We start from the raw sequence: 15,799 nt of genomic DNA on the forward strand, positions 1-15,799 counted from the left end.
TGCGCGCCGTTCCGGCTTCTTCCAGCGACCCGCCCTACCCTGGACCGGTGACCCGACCGCTGCATTCCTCCGAGACGCCCGTGGTCGGCGTCGTCATGGGCTCCGACTCCGACTGGCGCGTGATGAGCGACGCCTCGCAGATCCTCACCGAGTTCGGCATCCCGCACGAGGTCGAGGTCGTGTCGGCCCACCGCACGCCCGACAAGCTCATCCGCTACGGCCGCGAGGCCCGACAGCGCGGCCTGCGCGCCGTCATCGCGGGGGCCGGCGGCGCCGCGCACCTCCCGGGCATGCTGGCCTCGGTCACCGCCCTGCCCGTGATCGGCGTGCCGGTGCAGCTGTCGACACTGGACGGACTGGACTCCCTCCTCAGCATCGTGCAGATGCCCGCCGGCATCCCGGTGGCCACCGTGTCGATCAACGGCGCGAAGAACGCGGGTCTGCTGGCCGTCCGCATCCTGGGTGCCGCCGACGCCGAGACCGCGGAGCGCGTCGAGGCGTACGCGCGCGACCTCGAGGGGCAGGTCGAGGAGAAGAACCGCCGGCTGAAGGACTCCCTGTGAGCACGGCCGCCCCGTCGCGTCCGCGGACGCGGGCGACGGTGATCGAGCAGCGTCCGCTCCGCAACCCCGATATCGGGTCGCCGCAGGTCATGACACGGCGGGGGTGGTGGCTCGTCGTCCTGAACTTCCTCGTCCCCGGATCGGCGCAGGTGCTCGCCGGCGATCGTCGTCTCGGCCGCTTCGGGCTCGGCGCCACGCTGGCGCTCTGGACGGTCCTGGTCCTGGTGGCGCTCGGCGCGGTCCTCATGCCGAGCCAGACGTTCGCGATCGCCACGGGCGCCTTCATCCCCGACTTCCTCGCCTGGCTGCGGTGGGTGCCGCTCACCCTCGTCCAGGTCGCCGCCGTCGGCTACGCGGTCCTCTGGATCGTGCTGACGATCGACACGCTCCGGCTCGTGCGGCTCGTCAGGACGGGGCGCATCGCGCGATTCGCGATCGCCGTCGTCTCCATCGTGCTGCTCGTCCTGTCCGGTTCGGGCGCGGCGTGGGCCGCGCAAGCCGCCGGGACGACCCGCGACGCCTTCGCCGATCTGTTCGGGCAGTCCGCGGCGGTGGTCCCGCCCTCGGACGGCTACTACAACATCCTCCTGCTCGGCGCGGACTCCGGCGAGGGGCGCGACTCGATGCGCTATGACAGCATCTCCGTCGTCTCCATCAACGCCGAGACGGGCGCGACCACGATCACCGGCATCCCGCGCGACATGCCGCACTTCCCGTTCGCGCCGGGGCCGATGCAGGACAAGTACCCGAACGGCCACCAGGGCGTCGCGAACGCCACCTGCGGGTGGGGGAGCGGCATCAACCAGCTGCGCACCGAGGTGGAGGTCTGCCAGGACGGCGACGCCCTCTATCCGGACGCCCGCAGCGCCGGCTCGACACCGGCCGTCGAGGCCACGAAGGATGCGGCCGAGGGGATCCTCGGCATCCAGATCCCCTATTACGTGTTCATCGACATGCACGGCTTCGCCGCCCTCGTGGACGCGCTGGGCGGGGTCGACATCACCGTCGAGCAGCGCCTGCCCAAGGGCGGCGGCCCGGCGTACTCGGGTCAGCCCGCCGAGGACTGGGCCATCGGATGGATCGAGGCCGGCCCGCAGCACATGGACGGCGACACCGCCCAGTGGTACGCCCGGTCGCGGTACACGACGAGCGACTTCGACCGCATGAAGCGCCAGCGCGTGCTGCAGGAGGCGATCCTCGCGCAGTCCACGCCGCAGAACGTGCTCACCCGGTTCCAGGACGTCGCGGCCGCCGGAACGGCCATCGTCGAGACGGACCTGCCGCAGGGCCTCATCGCCCCCACCCTCGTCGACCTCGCGCTCAAGGCGAAGGAGCAGCCGGTCACCACGCTGGAGCTCACGCCGGAGGGCGGCATCGACGAGTACGACCCCGATTACGCGTACGTGCAGCAGCTGGTGCAGGCGACGCTCCACCCGCCCGCCGCCACGGAGGATCCCGCATCGTGACCGTCACCCTTCGCGTCGTGCTGGACCAGCTCGTCGCCGAGACCTCGCGCGACCTCGCCGAGGCGTCGGCGTCCCTGGCCCAGGCCCTCGTCGACACCGCCCCCCGCGGGTGCGACGTGGCCGCGATCGTGCCCGCGCCCGGACTCCCCGACGCCGCCGGCGTGACCGGGCTCGTCGACGAGACGCGCCTGCCGATGCGCCGGCGCGAGCTCGCCGCCTCCTGGCAGCTGGGCGTCGTGGCCGGCGTCGGCAAGGGGCTCATCCACTCGCCGACCGCGCTCGCGCCGCTCGTCCGTCACGACCGGGTCAACGAGACGCACCAGATCGTCGTGTCGCTCTGGGACCTGCGGGCCTGGGAGACGCCGGACGAGCTCCCGACGGCCGAGGTCCTCGCCGCGCGGGCCCTCCTGAAGCGCGTGAGCAAGCACGCGGACGCCGTCGTCGTGCCGACGCACGCCATGGCGGAGCGCCTCAACGAGGTGGCCAAGACGAAGTTCGCGTCCAAGGTGCGCGTCGTCGGAGGCGCACCCGCGGCTGGACTCCGGGTGCCCTCGGATGCCGTCGGTCGCCTGCGCGCGCTGGATCTGCCGTCGACGTTCGTGGCCGTCTCCGGCGGGGCCGCCCCGTCGGACGCGCTCGCGGACGCCTTCGCCGCGGTGGCTGCCGCGTCGTACGACGGCCCTGTCGTCGTGCTCGACGTTCCCGAGGGGGAGGAGCCCGCGGTGGCGGAGCTGGCGTCCGCTGCCGGCATCCCGGAGTCCCGGGTCCACGCGCGCGGCTCCCTCGACCGGTGGGACCGCGCCGCCGTGCTGTCGCACGCGGACGCTTACGTCACCGCCTGCGCGCGCACCGACTGGCCGTGGCGGGCGGTCGACGCGCTCGCCGTCGGCGTGCCGATCGTGGCGGTGGACACCCCCGTGCACCGGGAGGTGCTGGCGGATGCCGCGGCGCTCGCCCCGGCCGACCAGCTCGGTCCCGTGCTGTCCGACGCGCTGGGCGCGGGGGCGGAGCGGCTGCGGGTGCTCGCCGGCGACCGGGCGAAGGGATTCCAGTGGGAGGCGTGCGCCGACCGGGTGTGGGCGCTGCACGCGGAACTGTAGCGGCGCGCGAGGAGTTCCGAGAAGACATTTGGTTCTCACCTTCCTCATAAGTCACACTGAGCACATGCAGCAACATGGGCGCCGCAGCGTGCTGGGCATGGCCTCTGTCATCGTCGCCGCCTGGGCGGTGACGGTGAGCCTCCTCACCGGCACGACACCGGCGCGGGCGATCGCGCCCGTCGAGGCGCCCGCGACGGCATCGGCGGCAGCGGTCGCGCCGGTCGCCGCGGCAGCCGCCGCGCCGTCGGGGTTCAACGCCTCGCAGATCATCACGAACGACGCGTTCTTCGCGAGCGGCACGATGACCGAGGCGCAGATCCAGTCCTTCCTCGAGTCGAAGGTGCCCGTCTGCCAGTCCGGCTACACCTGCCTCAAGGACTGGTACGACACGTCGCGCACGACCTCGTCGGACGCCATGTGCGGCGCGTACTCGGGCGGGACCCGCGAACGCGCGGCCCGCATCATCTTAAAGGTGGCGCAGGCCTGCGGGATCAACCCGCAGGTCATCCTCACGACGCTCCAGAAGGAGCAGGGGCTCGTCACGCACACGTGGCCGAGCGACTGGCGCTACCGGATCGCGATGGGCCAGGGCTGCCCGGACACCGCCGCGTGCGACACGCGGTACTACGGCTTCTTCAACCAGGTCTACGGCGCCGCCTGGCAGTTCAAGCGCTACGCCAACCCGCCGGGCACGAGCCAGTACTTCACCTGGTACGCCCCGGGGAAGACCTGGAACATCCGGTACAACCCCAGCGAGTCGTGCGGATCGTCGCCGGTCGCGGTGGCGAACCAGGCCACGTCGAACCTCTACTACTACACGCCCTACCAGCCCAACGCCGCCGCGCTGCGCGCGGGATACGGCGAGGGCGACGGCTGCTCGGCCTACGGCAACCGCAACTTCTTCAACTACTTCACCGACTGGTTCGGCTCCACCACCTACCCCGTGGGCGGCGCCGTCGTGGACCGCTGGAACGAGCTGGGCGGCCGTACCGGCACCCTGGGGCTGCCGACCGGTCCGTTCACGTGCGGCACGAAGGACGGCGGCTGCTTCCAGAACTTCCAGCTGGGAGCGATCAGCTGGACGCCGGGGACGGGCGCCTGGGAGACCTACGGGCAGATCCGTGCCCGGTGGGCGGCACTCGGCTACGAGACCGGTGTCCTCGGATACCCCGTCGCCGCACCGGTGTGCGGGACGAAGGACGGCGGCTGCTACCAGGAGTTCCAGCTCGGCGCGATCTCGTGGACGTCCGCGACCGGCGCGTGGGAGACGTACGGCGCGATCCGCACGGCGTGGCAGAACGCAGGCTTCGAGGGCGGTGCGCTCGGGTACCCGACCGCGGCGCCGGTGAACGCCGACGGCCGCGCCTCGCAGACGTTCCAGGGCGGTGGGATCGGCTGGTCCTCGACGGCGGGCGCGTTCCCGGTCACCGGTGAGGTCGGCAAGCGTTGGGTCGCCCTGTCGGCCGCGTCCGGCGTGCTGGGCGTCCCCGTCGGCCCGTACACGTGCGGGACGAAGGACAACGGCTGCTACCAGAACTTCCAGCAGGGGGCCATCAGCTGGTCGAAGGCGACGGGCGCGTGGGAGTCCTACGGGCAGATCCGCGCCCGGTGGTCGGCCATCGGCTTCGAGTCCGGCGTCCTGGGCTACCCCGTCGCGGCGCCCGTGTGCGGGACGAAGGACGGCGGCTGCTTCCAGAACTTCCAGCTCGGTGCGATCTCCTGGTCGTCCGCGACAGGCGCGTGGGAGACGTACGGCGCGATCCGCGGCGCGTGGCAGAACGCGGGCTTCGAGGGCGGGGCCCTCGGGTACCCGACCGCGGCACCGGTCAACGCGGACGGCCGCGCCTCGCAGACGTTCCAGGGCGGCGGGATCGGCTGGTCCTCGACGGCGGGCGCGTTCCCGGTGACCGGTGAGGTCGGCAAGCGCTGGGTCGCCCTGTCGGCCGCGTCCGGCGTGCTGGGCGCCCCCGTCGGCCCGTACACGTGCGGGACGAAGGACAACGGCTGCTACCAGAACTTCCAGCAGGGGGCCATCAGCTGGTCCGCGGCGACGGGAGCCTGGGAGACCTACGGCGCCATCCGCACCTACTGGCGTCAGAACGGCTACGAGGCCGGGACGCTCGGCTACCCGGTGGGCGCCGTCACGGCACAGACCGCCGGTCAGACGCAGCGCTTCCAGACGGGTACCGCCACCTGGGACCGCGCCACCAACACGGTGTCGTTCGCGCGCACTCCCTGAGCACGGATCGAAGGGCCGGCCGCGTCCGCGCGCCGGCCCTTCGTCGATTCGCGCCCGGTCAGCTCCGCATGAGGGCGACGGCCTCGCGGCTGTCGCCGTCGAACATCACGTTGCCGTGACGCAGCAGGATGCCGCGGTCGCACAGCTGCGAGACCATGTCGAGGTCGTGGCTGACGACGACCAGCGTCTTGCCCTGGGCGTGCAGCTCGCGGATGCGGGCCAGACACTTGTGCTGGAACGGCTCGTCGCCCACCGAGAGGATCTCGTCGATGAGGAGCAGGTCCACCTCGGTGTGGATGGCGACCGAGAACGCGAGGCGCAGGAACATGCCCGAGGAGTAGTGCTTCACCTCGGTGTCGATGAACTGCTCGATCTCGCTGAAGGCGACGATCTCGTCGAAGCGGTCCTCGATCTCCTTGCGGCTCATGCCGAGGATGGCGGCGTTGAGGAAGATGTTCTCGCGGCCGGAGAGGTCCGGGTGGAAGCCGGCGCCGACCTCGATGAGCCCCGCGACCCGGCCGCGGGTCATGACGCTGCCCTCGTCGGGCTTGAGGACGCCGGAGATGAGCTTGAGCATCGTCGACTTGCCGGAGCCGTTGTAGCCGAGCAGGGCGACGGCCTCGCCCTCGTCGATGCGGAAGGAGACGTCGTCGAGCGCGCGGAAGTCGGTCGACAGGGGCTTGCGTCGCATCGCGGCGACGAAGGTCTCCTTGAACGAGTGCGTGTGACGGAGCTTGAAGTTCTTCCGGACGCCCTCGACGAGGACGCTCGCCTCCCGCTGGTCAGAGATCTTGGGCAAAGCGACCCTCCAGTCGACGGAACACGAGCTGCCCGATGCCGAGGACGAGCACAGAGGTGCCGAGCGCGATGAGCGCATACGTCAGCAGGCCGGGCATGGGTTCCGAGTTCGAGCCGCCGAGAGGGGCCCAGATGCCCCAGTGGAAGAGCTCGACGGCGGGGGTGAGCGGGTTCAGGCGGTAGAGGTCGAAGACCCACTCGGGGACGTTGTCCGCGACCATCTGCCAGCGGTACATCACCGGCGACGCCCAGACGGCGCACATGACGATGATCTCGACGAAGCTCTGCGCGTCGCGGAACGTGGCGTTCACCGAGCCGAACAGCATCCCGAGCCCGACGGAGAGGATCGTCACGATGACCAGGGCGAGGACGATGGCGAGCAGCTGCAGCGCCGACGGCGCCCACCCGAGGAACAGCGCGATGACGACGATCACGACGATCTGGGGGAGCGTGTTGACGGCGGCGACGAGGACGCTCGCCACCGGGAACATCTCCCGCGGCAGGTAGATCTTCTTGATCAGGGAGGCGTTGTCGATGAGGGAGCGCGTGCCGTTGGAGAAGGCCTCGTTGAAGAAGGTGACGATCGTGATGCCCGCGAGCATGTAGATCGGGTAGAACGCGATGGAGGCGTTGAGGTTCAGGAAGATGCCCAGCGCGACGAAGAAGACGACGAACTGGACGAGCGGCTTGACGTAGGACCACAGCCAGCCGAGGACCGAGCCCCGGTAGCGGATGCCGACCTCCTTGCGGATGATCAGGCTGAGCAGGTACCGACGCCGGAAGACCTCGAGGAGACCGCTCGTCGCGCCGGGGGTCGTCAGACGTGCGTTATCAGCGGTCGGGTGGGGCGACACAGGCGGCGGGACCTTTCTGAGATCCGTCGAGGGACCAGTCAATCTTATGTGCGGCGATGGGATGCGGATGCGGGGCGACCGCCGCGGCGGGGGAGGTCAGGATGCCGGACGCGTCCGCAGCAGCCGGACGATGACCGCGCCCTGGTAGAGGACCACCAGGACCTCCGAGAGCGCGAGCGCCCACGCCACCCCGGGGGCGCCGAAGGCGAGCGCGCCCGCGACGAGCATCGGCGCGCCGACGACGGCCCCGAGCAGCGTGGACGCGGCCAGATCGCGGGCGCGGCCGAGCTGCACGAGGCACGCGAGACCCAGCACCTGGCTGAGGGTCACGGCGAAGAGCACGACCGCGAACGGCACGCTGAGCTCGGGACCGAACGGGATGGCGGACTGCGAGAGCAGACCCGCCGCCCACGGGCCGAGCAGGACGATGCACGCGCCCCCGGCCAGGCTGACGAGGGGGATGAGCGTCATCACGCGACGGATGCGCTCCGGGCGGTGCTCCGGCCCGCGCTCCGAGATCCAGCCCTGGACGAAGTGCAGGATCGGGGCGAAGGCCGTGAGGGCGAACCGGAACAGCTTGTCGCCCATCGCGTAGACCGGCAGCGCCGCGGGGGCGAGGGCGTTGAGGACGAGGAGCGGAGTCGCCACGTACAGGGCGGAGGTCGCCGAGGTGACCACGGCGTGGCGCTGGCCGCCGAGCCGGCGGAAGGCCGGAGCGAGGCCGGGGGACACGCGGGCACCCGAGCCGCGCAGGATGACGCGGGCGGACAGCGAGACGGCGAGCACGTTGAAGAGCAGCTGCACGAGCATCGTCAGGGCGAGGTCGCGCGTGAAGATCATGACGGGCAGGCTCGCCAGGATGCCGAGCGCCTGCGGGAGGACCTCCAGCCGGAAGAGGCGGTCGGGGCGGGCCTCGCCGACGAAGTACCAGGCGCCTCCGAGCGACGGCACGAGGTAGGCCGCGGAGGCGATGACGACCAGCGGCAGGAGCGTCGGGTTCAGCAGCCACATCACGAGCACCATGAGCGGGTAGCCCAGGGCGAACAGGAACAGGCGGCTCACGAGCGAGTCCGCGTACCACTGGGGGCGTGCGCCGGGCGGCATCGAGGCGACCTCGGCCGCGCCCGTCGTCCCCCAGCCGAACGCGACGAGGACGCCGAACAGGCCCGCCGCGGACTGGATGGCCGCCTGCACGCCCCACAGGAGGGGGCCCGCGCCGTCGATGACGACCGGGACGGCGAGAAGAGTGACCGCCGAGCCGAAGCCCGTGGAGAGGACGAACCCTCCGAGACGGCGGGCGCTGCTGCCGCGTCTCATGCCCGAGCCGTCGGGGGGACCGGGCTCACGTCGCGCTGCCGGCCACCCGCGCGCGCTCCTCGGGCGCGAGGGTCGCCAGCAGGCTGCCGGGCTTCTGGCGCCGCGGACGCGAGAACAGGCCCTGCGCGAAGCCCTTGGCCACCGAGGTCGCCCAGAGCTTCTTGTCGGCGGCGACGGGGAACTGCTTCGCGGCGTGGACCACGAGCCCCACGCGGTCGAGCATGTCGGTGCTGAGCTTGCCCTGACGCTCGCGGATGTACCAGAGGTAGTTGCGCAGGAAGTAGAACAGCCGCCCGGCCATGTCGTTGCTGACGGGCTTGTTGTCCGGGTGGTTGATCATGCTGGCGGGCAGCACGAGGGCCAGCTCCCGGCGCGAGAGCCGGTGCGTGTACTCGGAGTCGTCGAGCCAGATGAAGAAGTCGCTGAGAGGGAGGTGCGTCTTCGCGGCCAGGCGCAGGTTGACCATGACGCCGACGAACGTGGCGGTGTCGATGGCGATGCCGCCGTGCGCGTGGGCGACGACCTGGCGCTCCGCGTCGTGACTGATCACCGGGGGGTTGCGCTTGTTGTACGTGCCGCGGCCGGCGGTGACGAGGGATGCCACGAACGACGGCGTCGGGGTGACGGTCTCGAACGCCTCGATGAGCGGCGCCACGGCGTCGAGCTCGGGCTCGGCGTCGTCGTCCATGAGCCAGGCGCCCTCGTGCCCGTGGGCGAGGGCGATCTCCACGCCCCAGGCGAATCCGCCCGCGCCGCCGAGGTTGGCACCGGTGCGGAACAGGAAGACGTCGGGGTGGTGCTCGGCGACGTACTCCGCGCTGCCGTCCGTCGACCCGTTGTCCACGACGATGATCTCGTCGAGCGGTCGGGTCTGGTTCTCGAGCGCCGTCAGGCACTTCTCGAGCAGCTCCCGCCGGTTGTACGACACCACCACTGCAGCAAACGTCACGCCGATCCCTTCGTCAGATGCGTCGTCAACTATGACATACCGACCCGCGGCCCCCTTTCAGGGCGGCGCGGGCCGTGTGCGGACCGGGTCAGGGGCGGATGGCGCCCATGCGGCCGCGCGCGGCGTCGCGGAGCCCGCGGAGGCCGGCGCGCAACTGCTGCCACCGGTCCGGCGCGGTCAGGGTGTTGAACGAGACGTCCACGAGCATGAAGGCCGTGCGGTGCACGAGCCAGCCGAGGTTGCCGCGGTGGTGCCGACGCCAGAGCGTCAGGCCGTTGCGCACCATGTAATAGGTGCGGAACGGGCGGTGGTACCGGCGGAAGCGGGGCTTGCCGAGCAACGTGAGGTGGCGACCGAACAGGACGAGCGGCGAGGGCTCCCCGAGGGTGTGCTCCAGGTCGCTGCCCGGCACGACGGCGAATTCGTAGCCGGCGCCCCGGGCGCGCAGCGTGTACTCGCTGTCGACGGAGTCGATGACGAAGTCGTCCGCGAACGCCCCGACCTGCGCGATCGCCGCCACCGACATCAGCTGACCGGACTGGATCGGGTCGAAGGGCCGCCCGTCGCGCAGCACGGTGATGCGCTCGTTCTCGACCGTCTCCGGCACGGCCGCGACCAGCCGCACCCCCGCGGCCTCCTCCGCGCGGAAGACGTCCAGCCCGGCGGCGACGTAGCCGGGCGCCACGCGGGAGTCCTGGTCGAGCACCAGCACGTGCGTCGCACCCTGCGAACGGGCGCGGGCCACTCCGGCGTTCAGGGCGCCCGCGATGCCGCGGTTCTCCTGCAGCGACACGACATGGGTCGGGTGGGAGGCGTAGTCCGCGGCATCCACGCTGAAGGTGCCGTCGTCGACGATCACCGTCGAGGCCACCTGCGGCGCCAGCTCGGCGCACCTCGCGGGCAGGTCCGCCGGCGCGTTGTGCGCGGCGACCACGGCCACGACGACGGGGGAGAGCGGTGCGGCGGGGTCGGACGACACGGGGGAACCTTCCATCAGGACGACGTCCCGAGCCTAATCGGCCGGTCCCGTCGCCCGCGCCGTCGCGGCCGGGTCGGGGAGGCCCGGTATGCGACGATGGAGCCGTGAAGGGCATCATTCTGGCCGGTGGGTCTGGTACGCGTCTGCATCCGATCACTCTGGGCGTGTCGAAGCAGTTGATCCCGGTGTACGACAAGCCGATGGTCTACTACCCGTTGTCGACGCTGATGCTGGCGGGGATCCGCGACATCCTGGTGATCACGACGCCGCACGACGCGCCGTTCTTCGAGCGTCTGCTGGGGGACGGGTCGCAGTTCGGGATCAATCTGTCCTTCGCGCAGCAGCCGTCTCCGGACGGGCTGGCTCAGGCGTTCACGATCGGCGCGGACTTCATCGGCGACGACAAGGTGGCCCTGGTCCTGGGCGACAACCTGCTGTACGGCCCGGGTCTGGGCACGCAGCTGAAGCGGTACGCCGACGTCGACGGCGGTGCGGTGTTCGCGTACTGGGTGGCCGAGCCGGCCGCGTACGGGGTGGTGGAGTTCGATGCCGACGGCACGGCGGTGTCGCTGGAGGAGAAGCCGGCGCAGCCGAAGTCGAACTATGCGGTGCCGGGGCTGTACTTCTACGACAACGACGTGATCGAGATCGCCCGCAACCTCGCTCCCTCCCCGCGGGGGGAGTACGAGATCACGGACATCAACGCGGAGTACCTGCGTCGCGGCACGCTGCAGGTCGAGGTGCTCCCGCGCGGGACGGCGTGGCTGGACACGGGCACGTTCGATCAGATGACCGACGCGGCCGATTACGTCCGCACGATCGAGCGCCGCACGGGTCTTCGCATCGGCGTGCCGGAGGAGGTCGCCTGGCGGCAGGGCTTCCTCGGTGATGACGAGGTCCGGGAGCGGGCGAACAAGCTGGTGAAATCCGGGTACGGGACGTACCTGCTGGAGATTCTGGAAAGAGGCCGCTGATGGCGCACCTTCTCGTGACCGGCGGTGCCGGGTTCATCGGGTCCAACTTCGTCCACCACGTCGTGGAGCACACCGACCACACCGTCACGGTGCTGGACAAGCTCACCTACGCCGGCAACCAGGCCTCCCTGGCAGGGCTGCCGGAGAACCGGGTGCGCCTGGCCGTGGGCGACATCGCCGACGCCGCGGTGGTGGACCCCCTCGTCGCCGAGGCCGATGCCGTGGTCCACTACGCCGCGGAGTCGCACAACGACAACTCACTGCACGACCCGCGTCCGTTCCTGGACACCAACATCATCGGCACGTACACCCTTCTCGAGGCCGCCCGCCGGCACGAGACCCGCTTCCACCACATCTCCACCGACGAGGTGTACGGCGACCTCGAGCTCGACGACCCGGCCCGGTTCACCGAGTCCACCCCGTACAACCCGTCCTCGCCGTACTCCTCCACCAAGGCCGGCTCCGACCTGCTCGTGCGCGCCTGGGTCCGCTCCTTCGGGGTGCAGGCCACCATCAGCAACTGCTCCAACAACTACGGCCCGTACCAGCACGTGGAGAAGTTCATCCCCCGACAGATCACCAACGTCATCCGCGGCATCCGCCCCAAGCTCTACGGCAAGGGCGAGAACGTGCGCGACTGGATCCACGCCGACGACCACTCCTCGGCCGTGCTGACCATCCTCGACAAGGGCGAGATCGGTCAGACCTACCTCATCGGCGCCGACGGCGAGAAGGACAACAAGACCGTCGTCGAGCTCATCCTGCAGATCATGGGCCAGCCCGCCGACGCCTACGACCACGTCACCGACCGCGCCGGCCACGACCTGCGCTACGCCATCGACTCCACCAAGCTCCGCACCGAGCTGGGCTGGACCCCCGCCTACGGCGACTTCGAGTCCGGCCTGGCCGCGACCATCGACTGGTACCGCGCCAACGAGTCCTGGTGGGCCCCCGCCAAGGACGGCGTCGAAGCCTTCTACGCCTCGAAGGGCCAGTGACCCGGTGACCGCCTTCGGCAAGCAGCTCTCCGTCACGACGACCCCGATCCCCGGGCTGGTCGTCCTCGACCTCCCGGTGCACGGCGATTCGCGCGGCTGGTTCAAGGAGAACTGGCAGCGCGAGAAGATGACCGCCGCGGGGATCGACCTGCCCGACTTCGGGCCGGTGCAGAACAACATCTCCTTCAACGACGCGGTGGGCACGACCCGTGGCATCCATGCCGAACCCTGGGACAAGTACGTGTCGGTCGCGACCGGCCGGATCTTCGGCGCGTGGGTCGACCTCCGCGAGGGCGACACGTTCGGCGCGGTGTACACGACCGAGCTGGACCCCTCGAAGGCCATCTTCGTGCCGCGCGGTGTCGGCAACTCGTACCAGACGCTTGAGCCCGACACGGCGTACACCTACCTCGTCAACGACCACTGGTCGCCCGACGCCACGTACACGTTCCTGAACCTCGCGGACGAGACCGCGGCCGTCGCCTGGCCCATTCCGCTCGACCAGGTCGAGATCAGCGAGAAGGACAAGAACCACCCGCGCCTGGCCGACGTGGTCCCGATGCCGCCGAAGAAGGTGCTCGTGACCGGAGCGAACGGCCAGCTCGGTCGCGCGCTGCGGGCCGAGTACGGCGACCAGCCCTGGATCGAGTACGCGGGCCGTGAGGACCTCGACCTCACCGCGCCCGACCTCGGGACGGCGCGCCGCTGGCGCGACTACGGCACGATCATCAACGCCGCCGCCTTCACGAAGGTGGACGCCGCGGAGACGCCGGAGGGACGAACCGCGGCCTGGGCCGCGAACGTGACCGCCGTCGCGGCCCTCGCCCGCATCGCGACGCTGAACGGCATCACGCTCGTCCACGTCTCGAGCGACTACGTGTTCGACGGCGCGAAGGACGGCGCCTACGGCGAGGACGACCCGGTCAGCCCCCTCGGCGTCTACGGGCAGACCAAGGCGGCGGGGGATGCCGTGGTCTCGGTCGTCCCACGCCACTACATCGTCCGCACGAGCTGGGTGATCGGCGACGGCGCCAACTTCGTGCGGACCATGGCGTCGCTGGCCGAGCGCGGCATCGACCCGAAGGTCGTGGACGACCAGATCGGCCGCCTGACGTTCACCGCGGACATCGCCGCGGCCATCCGACGCCTCATCGACGGCGGGGCGCCGTCGGGCGTCTACAACGTCACCGGCGACGGCGAGCCCCAGAGCTGGTTCGAGGCGGCGCGCGAGGTGTTCCGGCTGACCGGCCACGACCCGGAGCGCGTCAGCGGCACCTCCACGGCGGACTACTTCTCGGCCGCGACGGCCCCGGTGTCCCCGCGTCCGCGCAACAGCGTGCTCGACCTCGCCAAGACCCGCGCCTGGACGCCCACGGCGCCCACCGCACAGCGCCTGGAGGGCTACCTCACGCCTGAGGCGTGACCGAACGGCCGTCCCCGTCGGTGCCGGACGGGGCGGCCGCCAGACCCTGCCAGAAGCCGTCGCCACGCATGCGGAGCGACTGCGTGAAGGTGATGCCGCGGTCGAGTCCCGTCGAGGGGCGACGTCGATGCGGCACGCCCCGGCCCGCGCGCCAGCCCGCCACGCGCCCCCGCAGGGAGGCGACGTCCCGGCGCAGCACGAGGCGTGCGCCGACGACGACCAGCTCGGTCAAGACGGTCCGAGCCGCGTGGCGGCTGCGGAGGACGTCGTACACGCGCAGCGTGTACGCCCGCCCGAACGCGCTGAGATAGCGCTGGCGGGGCGACTCCACGCCCGCGCTCGCGCCGCCGATGTGCGAGCCCAGCACCCGGGGGAGCGGCAGCGACGTCCACCCGCCGGCGGCCAGGCGCAGCGACAGCTCGAGCTCCTCGCCGTACATGAAGATGTTCTCGTCGAGGAGGCCGACGTCGTCCAGCGCCGCCCGGCGGTAGGCCGCCAGGGCGCCGTAGGGGCCGAGGTTGACCGGCGCCCGCCGCGCCGCGTCGGCGGGCAGAGACGACACGCCGTGCCACCGCACGTAGCCGGCGAGGGTCACGTCGGCGCAGGTGCCGAACGCGTCGACGTTGCCCTCCCGGTCGGAGAGCACGGGCGAGACGCTGCCGGTCCGCTCGTCGGCGGCGTCGAAGGTCGCGAGCAGATCAGCCGCCATGGACGGCTCCGCGATCACGTCGCTGTTGAGCAGGACGACGTAGGGCGCGGCGCCCGCACGGATGCCGTGGTTGCAGGACGTCGCGAACCCGCTGTTGACGCGGTTCCGCAGAAGGGTGACCTCCGGGAACTCGCGTGCCACGCGGTCGGGGGTGTCGTCGGGAGACACGTCGTCCACGACGAAGACGTTGACCGGCGAGGTCTGCGCGCGCAGCGATCGCAGGCATTCCTCGACGTGCGCCCAGCCGCCGTAGACGGGGACGACGACGTCGATGCGGGCGGTGCCGCCGGTGGTGCTCATGGGCGATGCTCCTCGCGTCCGGTGCCGGCGCGGCCGTCCAGCAGCCGGTCGAGGACGGCGGCGGTGCCCGCGGCGGCCGCGTCCCAGGTGAAGCGCCCGGCCCACGCGCGGCCGGCGGCGCGCCGGGTCTCGTCGTCGGCCGAGGCGAGGGCGCGGTCGATCGTGCGCGCGAGCGCGCCGGGGTCCTCCGCGTCGGTGTAGAAGACGGTGTCGCCGCCCACCTCGCGGAGGACGGGGATGTCGTTGGCCACGACCACGCAGCCGCGGCCGAGCGCGTCCAGGACGGGCAGTCCGAAGCCCTCGAGCAGGGAGGGGCAGACGTACACGTCCGCGCGCCGGTAGAGCTCCTCGAGCTCTGCGCCGCTCACCCAACCAGGAAGCTGCACCCGGTCCTGGAGGCCGAGCCGGTGCACGTCGGCGGCCAGGGGGTCGTCCGTCCCGCCGCCGGTGATGACGACGTCGGGGCGGGATGCCGGCGGCATCACCGCGACGGCCTCGAGCAGGCCGACGTGGTTCTTGTGCGGCATCCGGTTGCCCGTGCTCAGCACGAGACGCCGACCCGTGGCATCCGTCCGCCGATCGGCGGGCACGGGGGGCGGCGTGGTCCCGTTGGGGACGACGTGGACGCGGTCCGCGGGAAGCCCGAGGCGGCGGCGGACCTCCTCGCCGGTGGCGTGCGAGACCGCGATGACCGCGTCGGCCGTGCGGGCGGACCGGGCCATGAGCTCGGCGGTGACCCGGCGGAAGAGGCGCTCCCGGCCGGCCCCCGGGACCTGGTGGTAGATGAGGTCGTGGATGGTCACGGCGCGCGGGATGCCGCGACGGACGGGACCGAAGTTGGCGGGCGCCCAGAGGGCGGTCGCGCCGAGACCCCGTGCCGCGCGCTCGGCCCGGAACACCTCTCCTGCAGCCCACGACGACGGCGAGGCGCCGACGGCGGGCACCGGCTCGACGTCACCGGGGAAGAACGACCGCACCTCGGCCGCGCCCGGAGCGGACACGAGCGCCGCCAGCCTCGTCCCCGGGAGCAGCGCCGGCAGCCGTCCCGTGATCTCGCGGGCGTAGGTCTCGGTGCCGCCGCGTCCGCCGGTGAACCCCAGCAGATCGACGACGAGGGTGCGCGTCATCCG

The 15,799-nt window shown here is 71.5% G+C and carries 14 protein-coding genes; 7 read left to right on the forward strand and 7 right to left on the reverse strand.

Going from position 1 to position 15,799, the window contains the following annotated elements:
• The first annotated feature begins 95 nt into the window (after nt 1–95).
• From purE to MRBLMI1_RS08310, 4 genes are all read left to right on the forward strand, one after another.
• Nucleotides 96–563, forward strand: coding sequence for a 5-(carboxyamino)imidazole ribonucleotide mutase (purE, locus tag MRBLMI1_RS08295; protein ID WP_367730922.1), 468 nt, complete (start codon nt 96–98; stop codon nt 561–563).
• On the forward strand, nt 560–2,029 hold the full coding sequence (locus tag MRBLMI1_RS08300; RefSeq protein ID WP_414685834.1) for an LCP family protein: 1,470 nt from the start codon (nt 560–562) through the stop codon (nt 2,027–2,029). The genes purE and MRBLMI1_RS08300 overlap by 4 nt, the downstream gene beginning before the upstream one ends.
• A complete protein-coding gene (locus MRBLMI1_RS08305; protein ID WP_367729771.1) occupies nt 2,026–3,129 on the forward strand; it encodes a glycosyltransferase in 1,104 nt (367 codons plus the stop codon). The genes MRBLMI1_RS08300 and MRBLMI1_RS08305 overlap by 4 nt, the downstream gene beginning before the upstream one ends.
• Before the next feature lie 97 nt (nt 3,130–3,226).
• Nucleotides 3,227–5,368 (forward strand): LGFP repeat-containing protein, encoded by a 2,142-nt coding sequence (locus tag MRBLMI1_RS08310; RefSeq protein WP_367729772.1) that lies wholly within the window; start codon nt 3,227–3,229, stop codon nt 5,366–5,368.
• Between the two features lie 58 nt (nt 5,369–5,426).
• On the opposite strand, the gene MRBLMI1_RS08315 is transcribed toward MRBLMI1_RS08310, so the two are convergent.
• The 5 genes from MRBLMI1_RS08315 to MRBLMI1_RS08335 form a co-directional block, all read right to left on the reverse strand.
• The gene (locus tag MRBLMI1_RS08315) at nt 5,427–6,167 is read right to left on the reverse strand and encodes an ABC transporter ATP-binding protein (RefSeq protein WP_367729774.1); all 741 of its coding nucleotides are present in this window, start codon (nt 6,165–6,167) and stop codon (nt 5,427–5,429) included.
• A complete protein-coding gene (locus MRBLMI1_RS08320; RefSeq protein ID WP_367729775.1) occupies nt 6,151–7,020 on the reverse strand; it encodes an ABC transporter permease in 870 nt (289 codons plus the stop codon). Before MRBLMI1_RS08320 ends, MRBLMI1_RS08315 begins: the two co-directional genes overlap by 17 nt.
• Before the next feature lie 96 nt (nt 7,021–7,116).
• The gene (locus MRBLMI1_RS08325) at nt 7,117–8,337 is read right to left on the reverse strand and encodes a lipopolysaccharide biosynthesis protein (protein ID WP_367729777.1); all 1,221 of its coding nucleotides are present in this window, start codon (nt 8,335–8,337) and stop codon (nt 7,117–7,119) included.
• Between the two features lie 25 nt (nt 8,338–8,362).
• Nucleotides 8,363–9,286 (reverse strand): glycosyltransferase family 2 protein, encoded by a 924-nt coding sequence (locus MRBLMI1_RS08330; RefSeq protein WP_367729779.1) that lies wholly within the window; start codon nt 9,284–9,286, stop codon nt 8,363–8,365.
• Nucleotides 9,287–9,374: 88 nt separating this feature from the next.
• A complete protein-coding gene (locus tag MRBLMI1_RS08335) occupies nt 9,375–10,265 on the reverse strand; it encodes a glycosyltransferase (RefSeq protein WP_367729781.1) in 891 nt (296 codons plus the stop codon).
• A 104-nt stretch (nt 10,266–10,369) separates the two neighbouring features.
• Between MRBLMI1_RS08335 and rfbA the strand changes: the two genes are divergently transcribed.
• Genes rfbA through MRBLMI1_RS08350 form a run of 3 tightly spaced genes read left to right on the forward strand, consistent with a single transcriptional unit; the run spans nt 10,370 to nt 13,660 of the window.
• Nucleotides 10,370–11,239 carry a glucose-1-phosphate thymidylyltransferase RfbA gene (gene rfbA, locus MRBLMI1_RS08340; protein WP_367729783.1) on the forward strand — a complete coding sequence of 290 codons (870 nt, stop codon included), beginning with the start codon at nt 10,370–10,372 and terminating at the stop codon, nt 11,237–11,239.
• Nucleotides 11,239–12,237 (forward strand): dTDP-glucose 4,6-dehydratase, encoded by a 999-nt coding sequence (gene rfbB, locus MRBLMI1_RS08345; RefSeq protein WP_367729785.1) that lies wholly within the window; start codon nt 11,239–11,241, stop codon nt 12,235–12,237. The genes rfbA and rfbB overlap by 1 nt, the downstream gene beginning before the upstream one ends.
• Nucleotides 12,238–12,241: 4 nt before the next feature.
• Complete coding sequence (locus MRBLMI1_RS08350; protein ID WP_367729787.1) at nt 12,242–13,660, forward strand: sugar nucleotide-binding protein; 1,419 nt, start codon at nt 12,242–12,244, stop codon at nt 13,658–13,660.
• On the opposite strand, the gene MRBLMI1_RS08355 is transcribed toward MRBLMI1_RS08350, so the two are convergent.
• Together MRBLMI1_RS08355 and MRBLMI1_RS08360 are read right to left on the reverse strand one after the other, a co-directional pair.
• Complete coding sequence (locus MRBLMI1_RS08355; RefSeq protein WP_367729790.1) at nt 13,644–14,669, reverse strand: glycosyltransferase family 2 protein; 1,026 nt, start codon at nt 14,667–14,669, stop codon at nt 13,644–13,646. The two genes, MRBLMI1_RS08350 and MRBLMI1_RS08355, sit on opposite strands and share 17 nt — an antisense overlap.
• Nucleotides 14,666–15,796 (reverse strand): glycosyltransferase family 4 protein, encoded by a 1,131-nt coding sequence (locus tag MRBLMI1_RS08360; RefSeq protein ID WP_367729845.1) that lies wholly within the window; start codon nt 15,794–15,796, stop codon nt 14,666–14,668. The genes MRBLMI1_RS08355 and MRBLMI1_RS08360 overlap by 4 nt, the downstream gene beginning before the upstream one ends.
• Nucleotides 15,797–15,799 lie beyond the last annotated feature (3 nt).

Source organism: Microbacterium sp. LMI1-1-1.1, from assembly GCF_040815675.1.
In the GTDB taxonomy this organism is placed as follows: Bacteria; Actinomycetota; Actinomycetes; order Actinomycetales; family Microbacteriaceae; genus Microbacterium.

Bases quoted from the DNA above. Each gene is read 5' to 3' on its own strand.
- purE (WP_367730922.1), top strand. From the start codon at position 96: ATGGGCTCCGACTCCGACTGGCGCGTGATGAGCGACGCCTCGCAGATC.
- MRBLMI1_RS08355 (WP_367729790.1), bottom strand. From the start codon at position 14,669: ATGAGCACCACCGGCGGCACCGCCCGCATCGACGTCGTCGTCCCCGTC.
- MRBLMI1_RS08325 (WP_367729777.1), bottom strand. From the start codon at position 8,337: ATGAGACGCGGCAGCAGCGCCCGCCGTCTCGGAGGGTTCGTCCTCTCC.
- MRBLMI1_RS08360 (WP_367729845.1), bottom strand. From the start codon at position 15,796: ATGACGCGCACCCTCGTCGTCGATCTGCTGGGGTTCACCGGCGGACGC.
- MRBLMI1_RS08310 (WP_367729772.1), top strand. From the start codon at position 3,227: ATGGCCTCTGTCATCGTCGCCGCCTGGGCGGTGACGGTGAGCCTCCTC.
- rfbB (WP_367729785.1), top strand. From the start codon at position 11,239: ATGGCGCACCTTCTCGTGACCGGCGGTGCCGGGTTCATCGGGTCCAAC.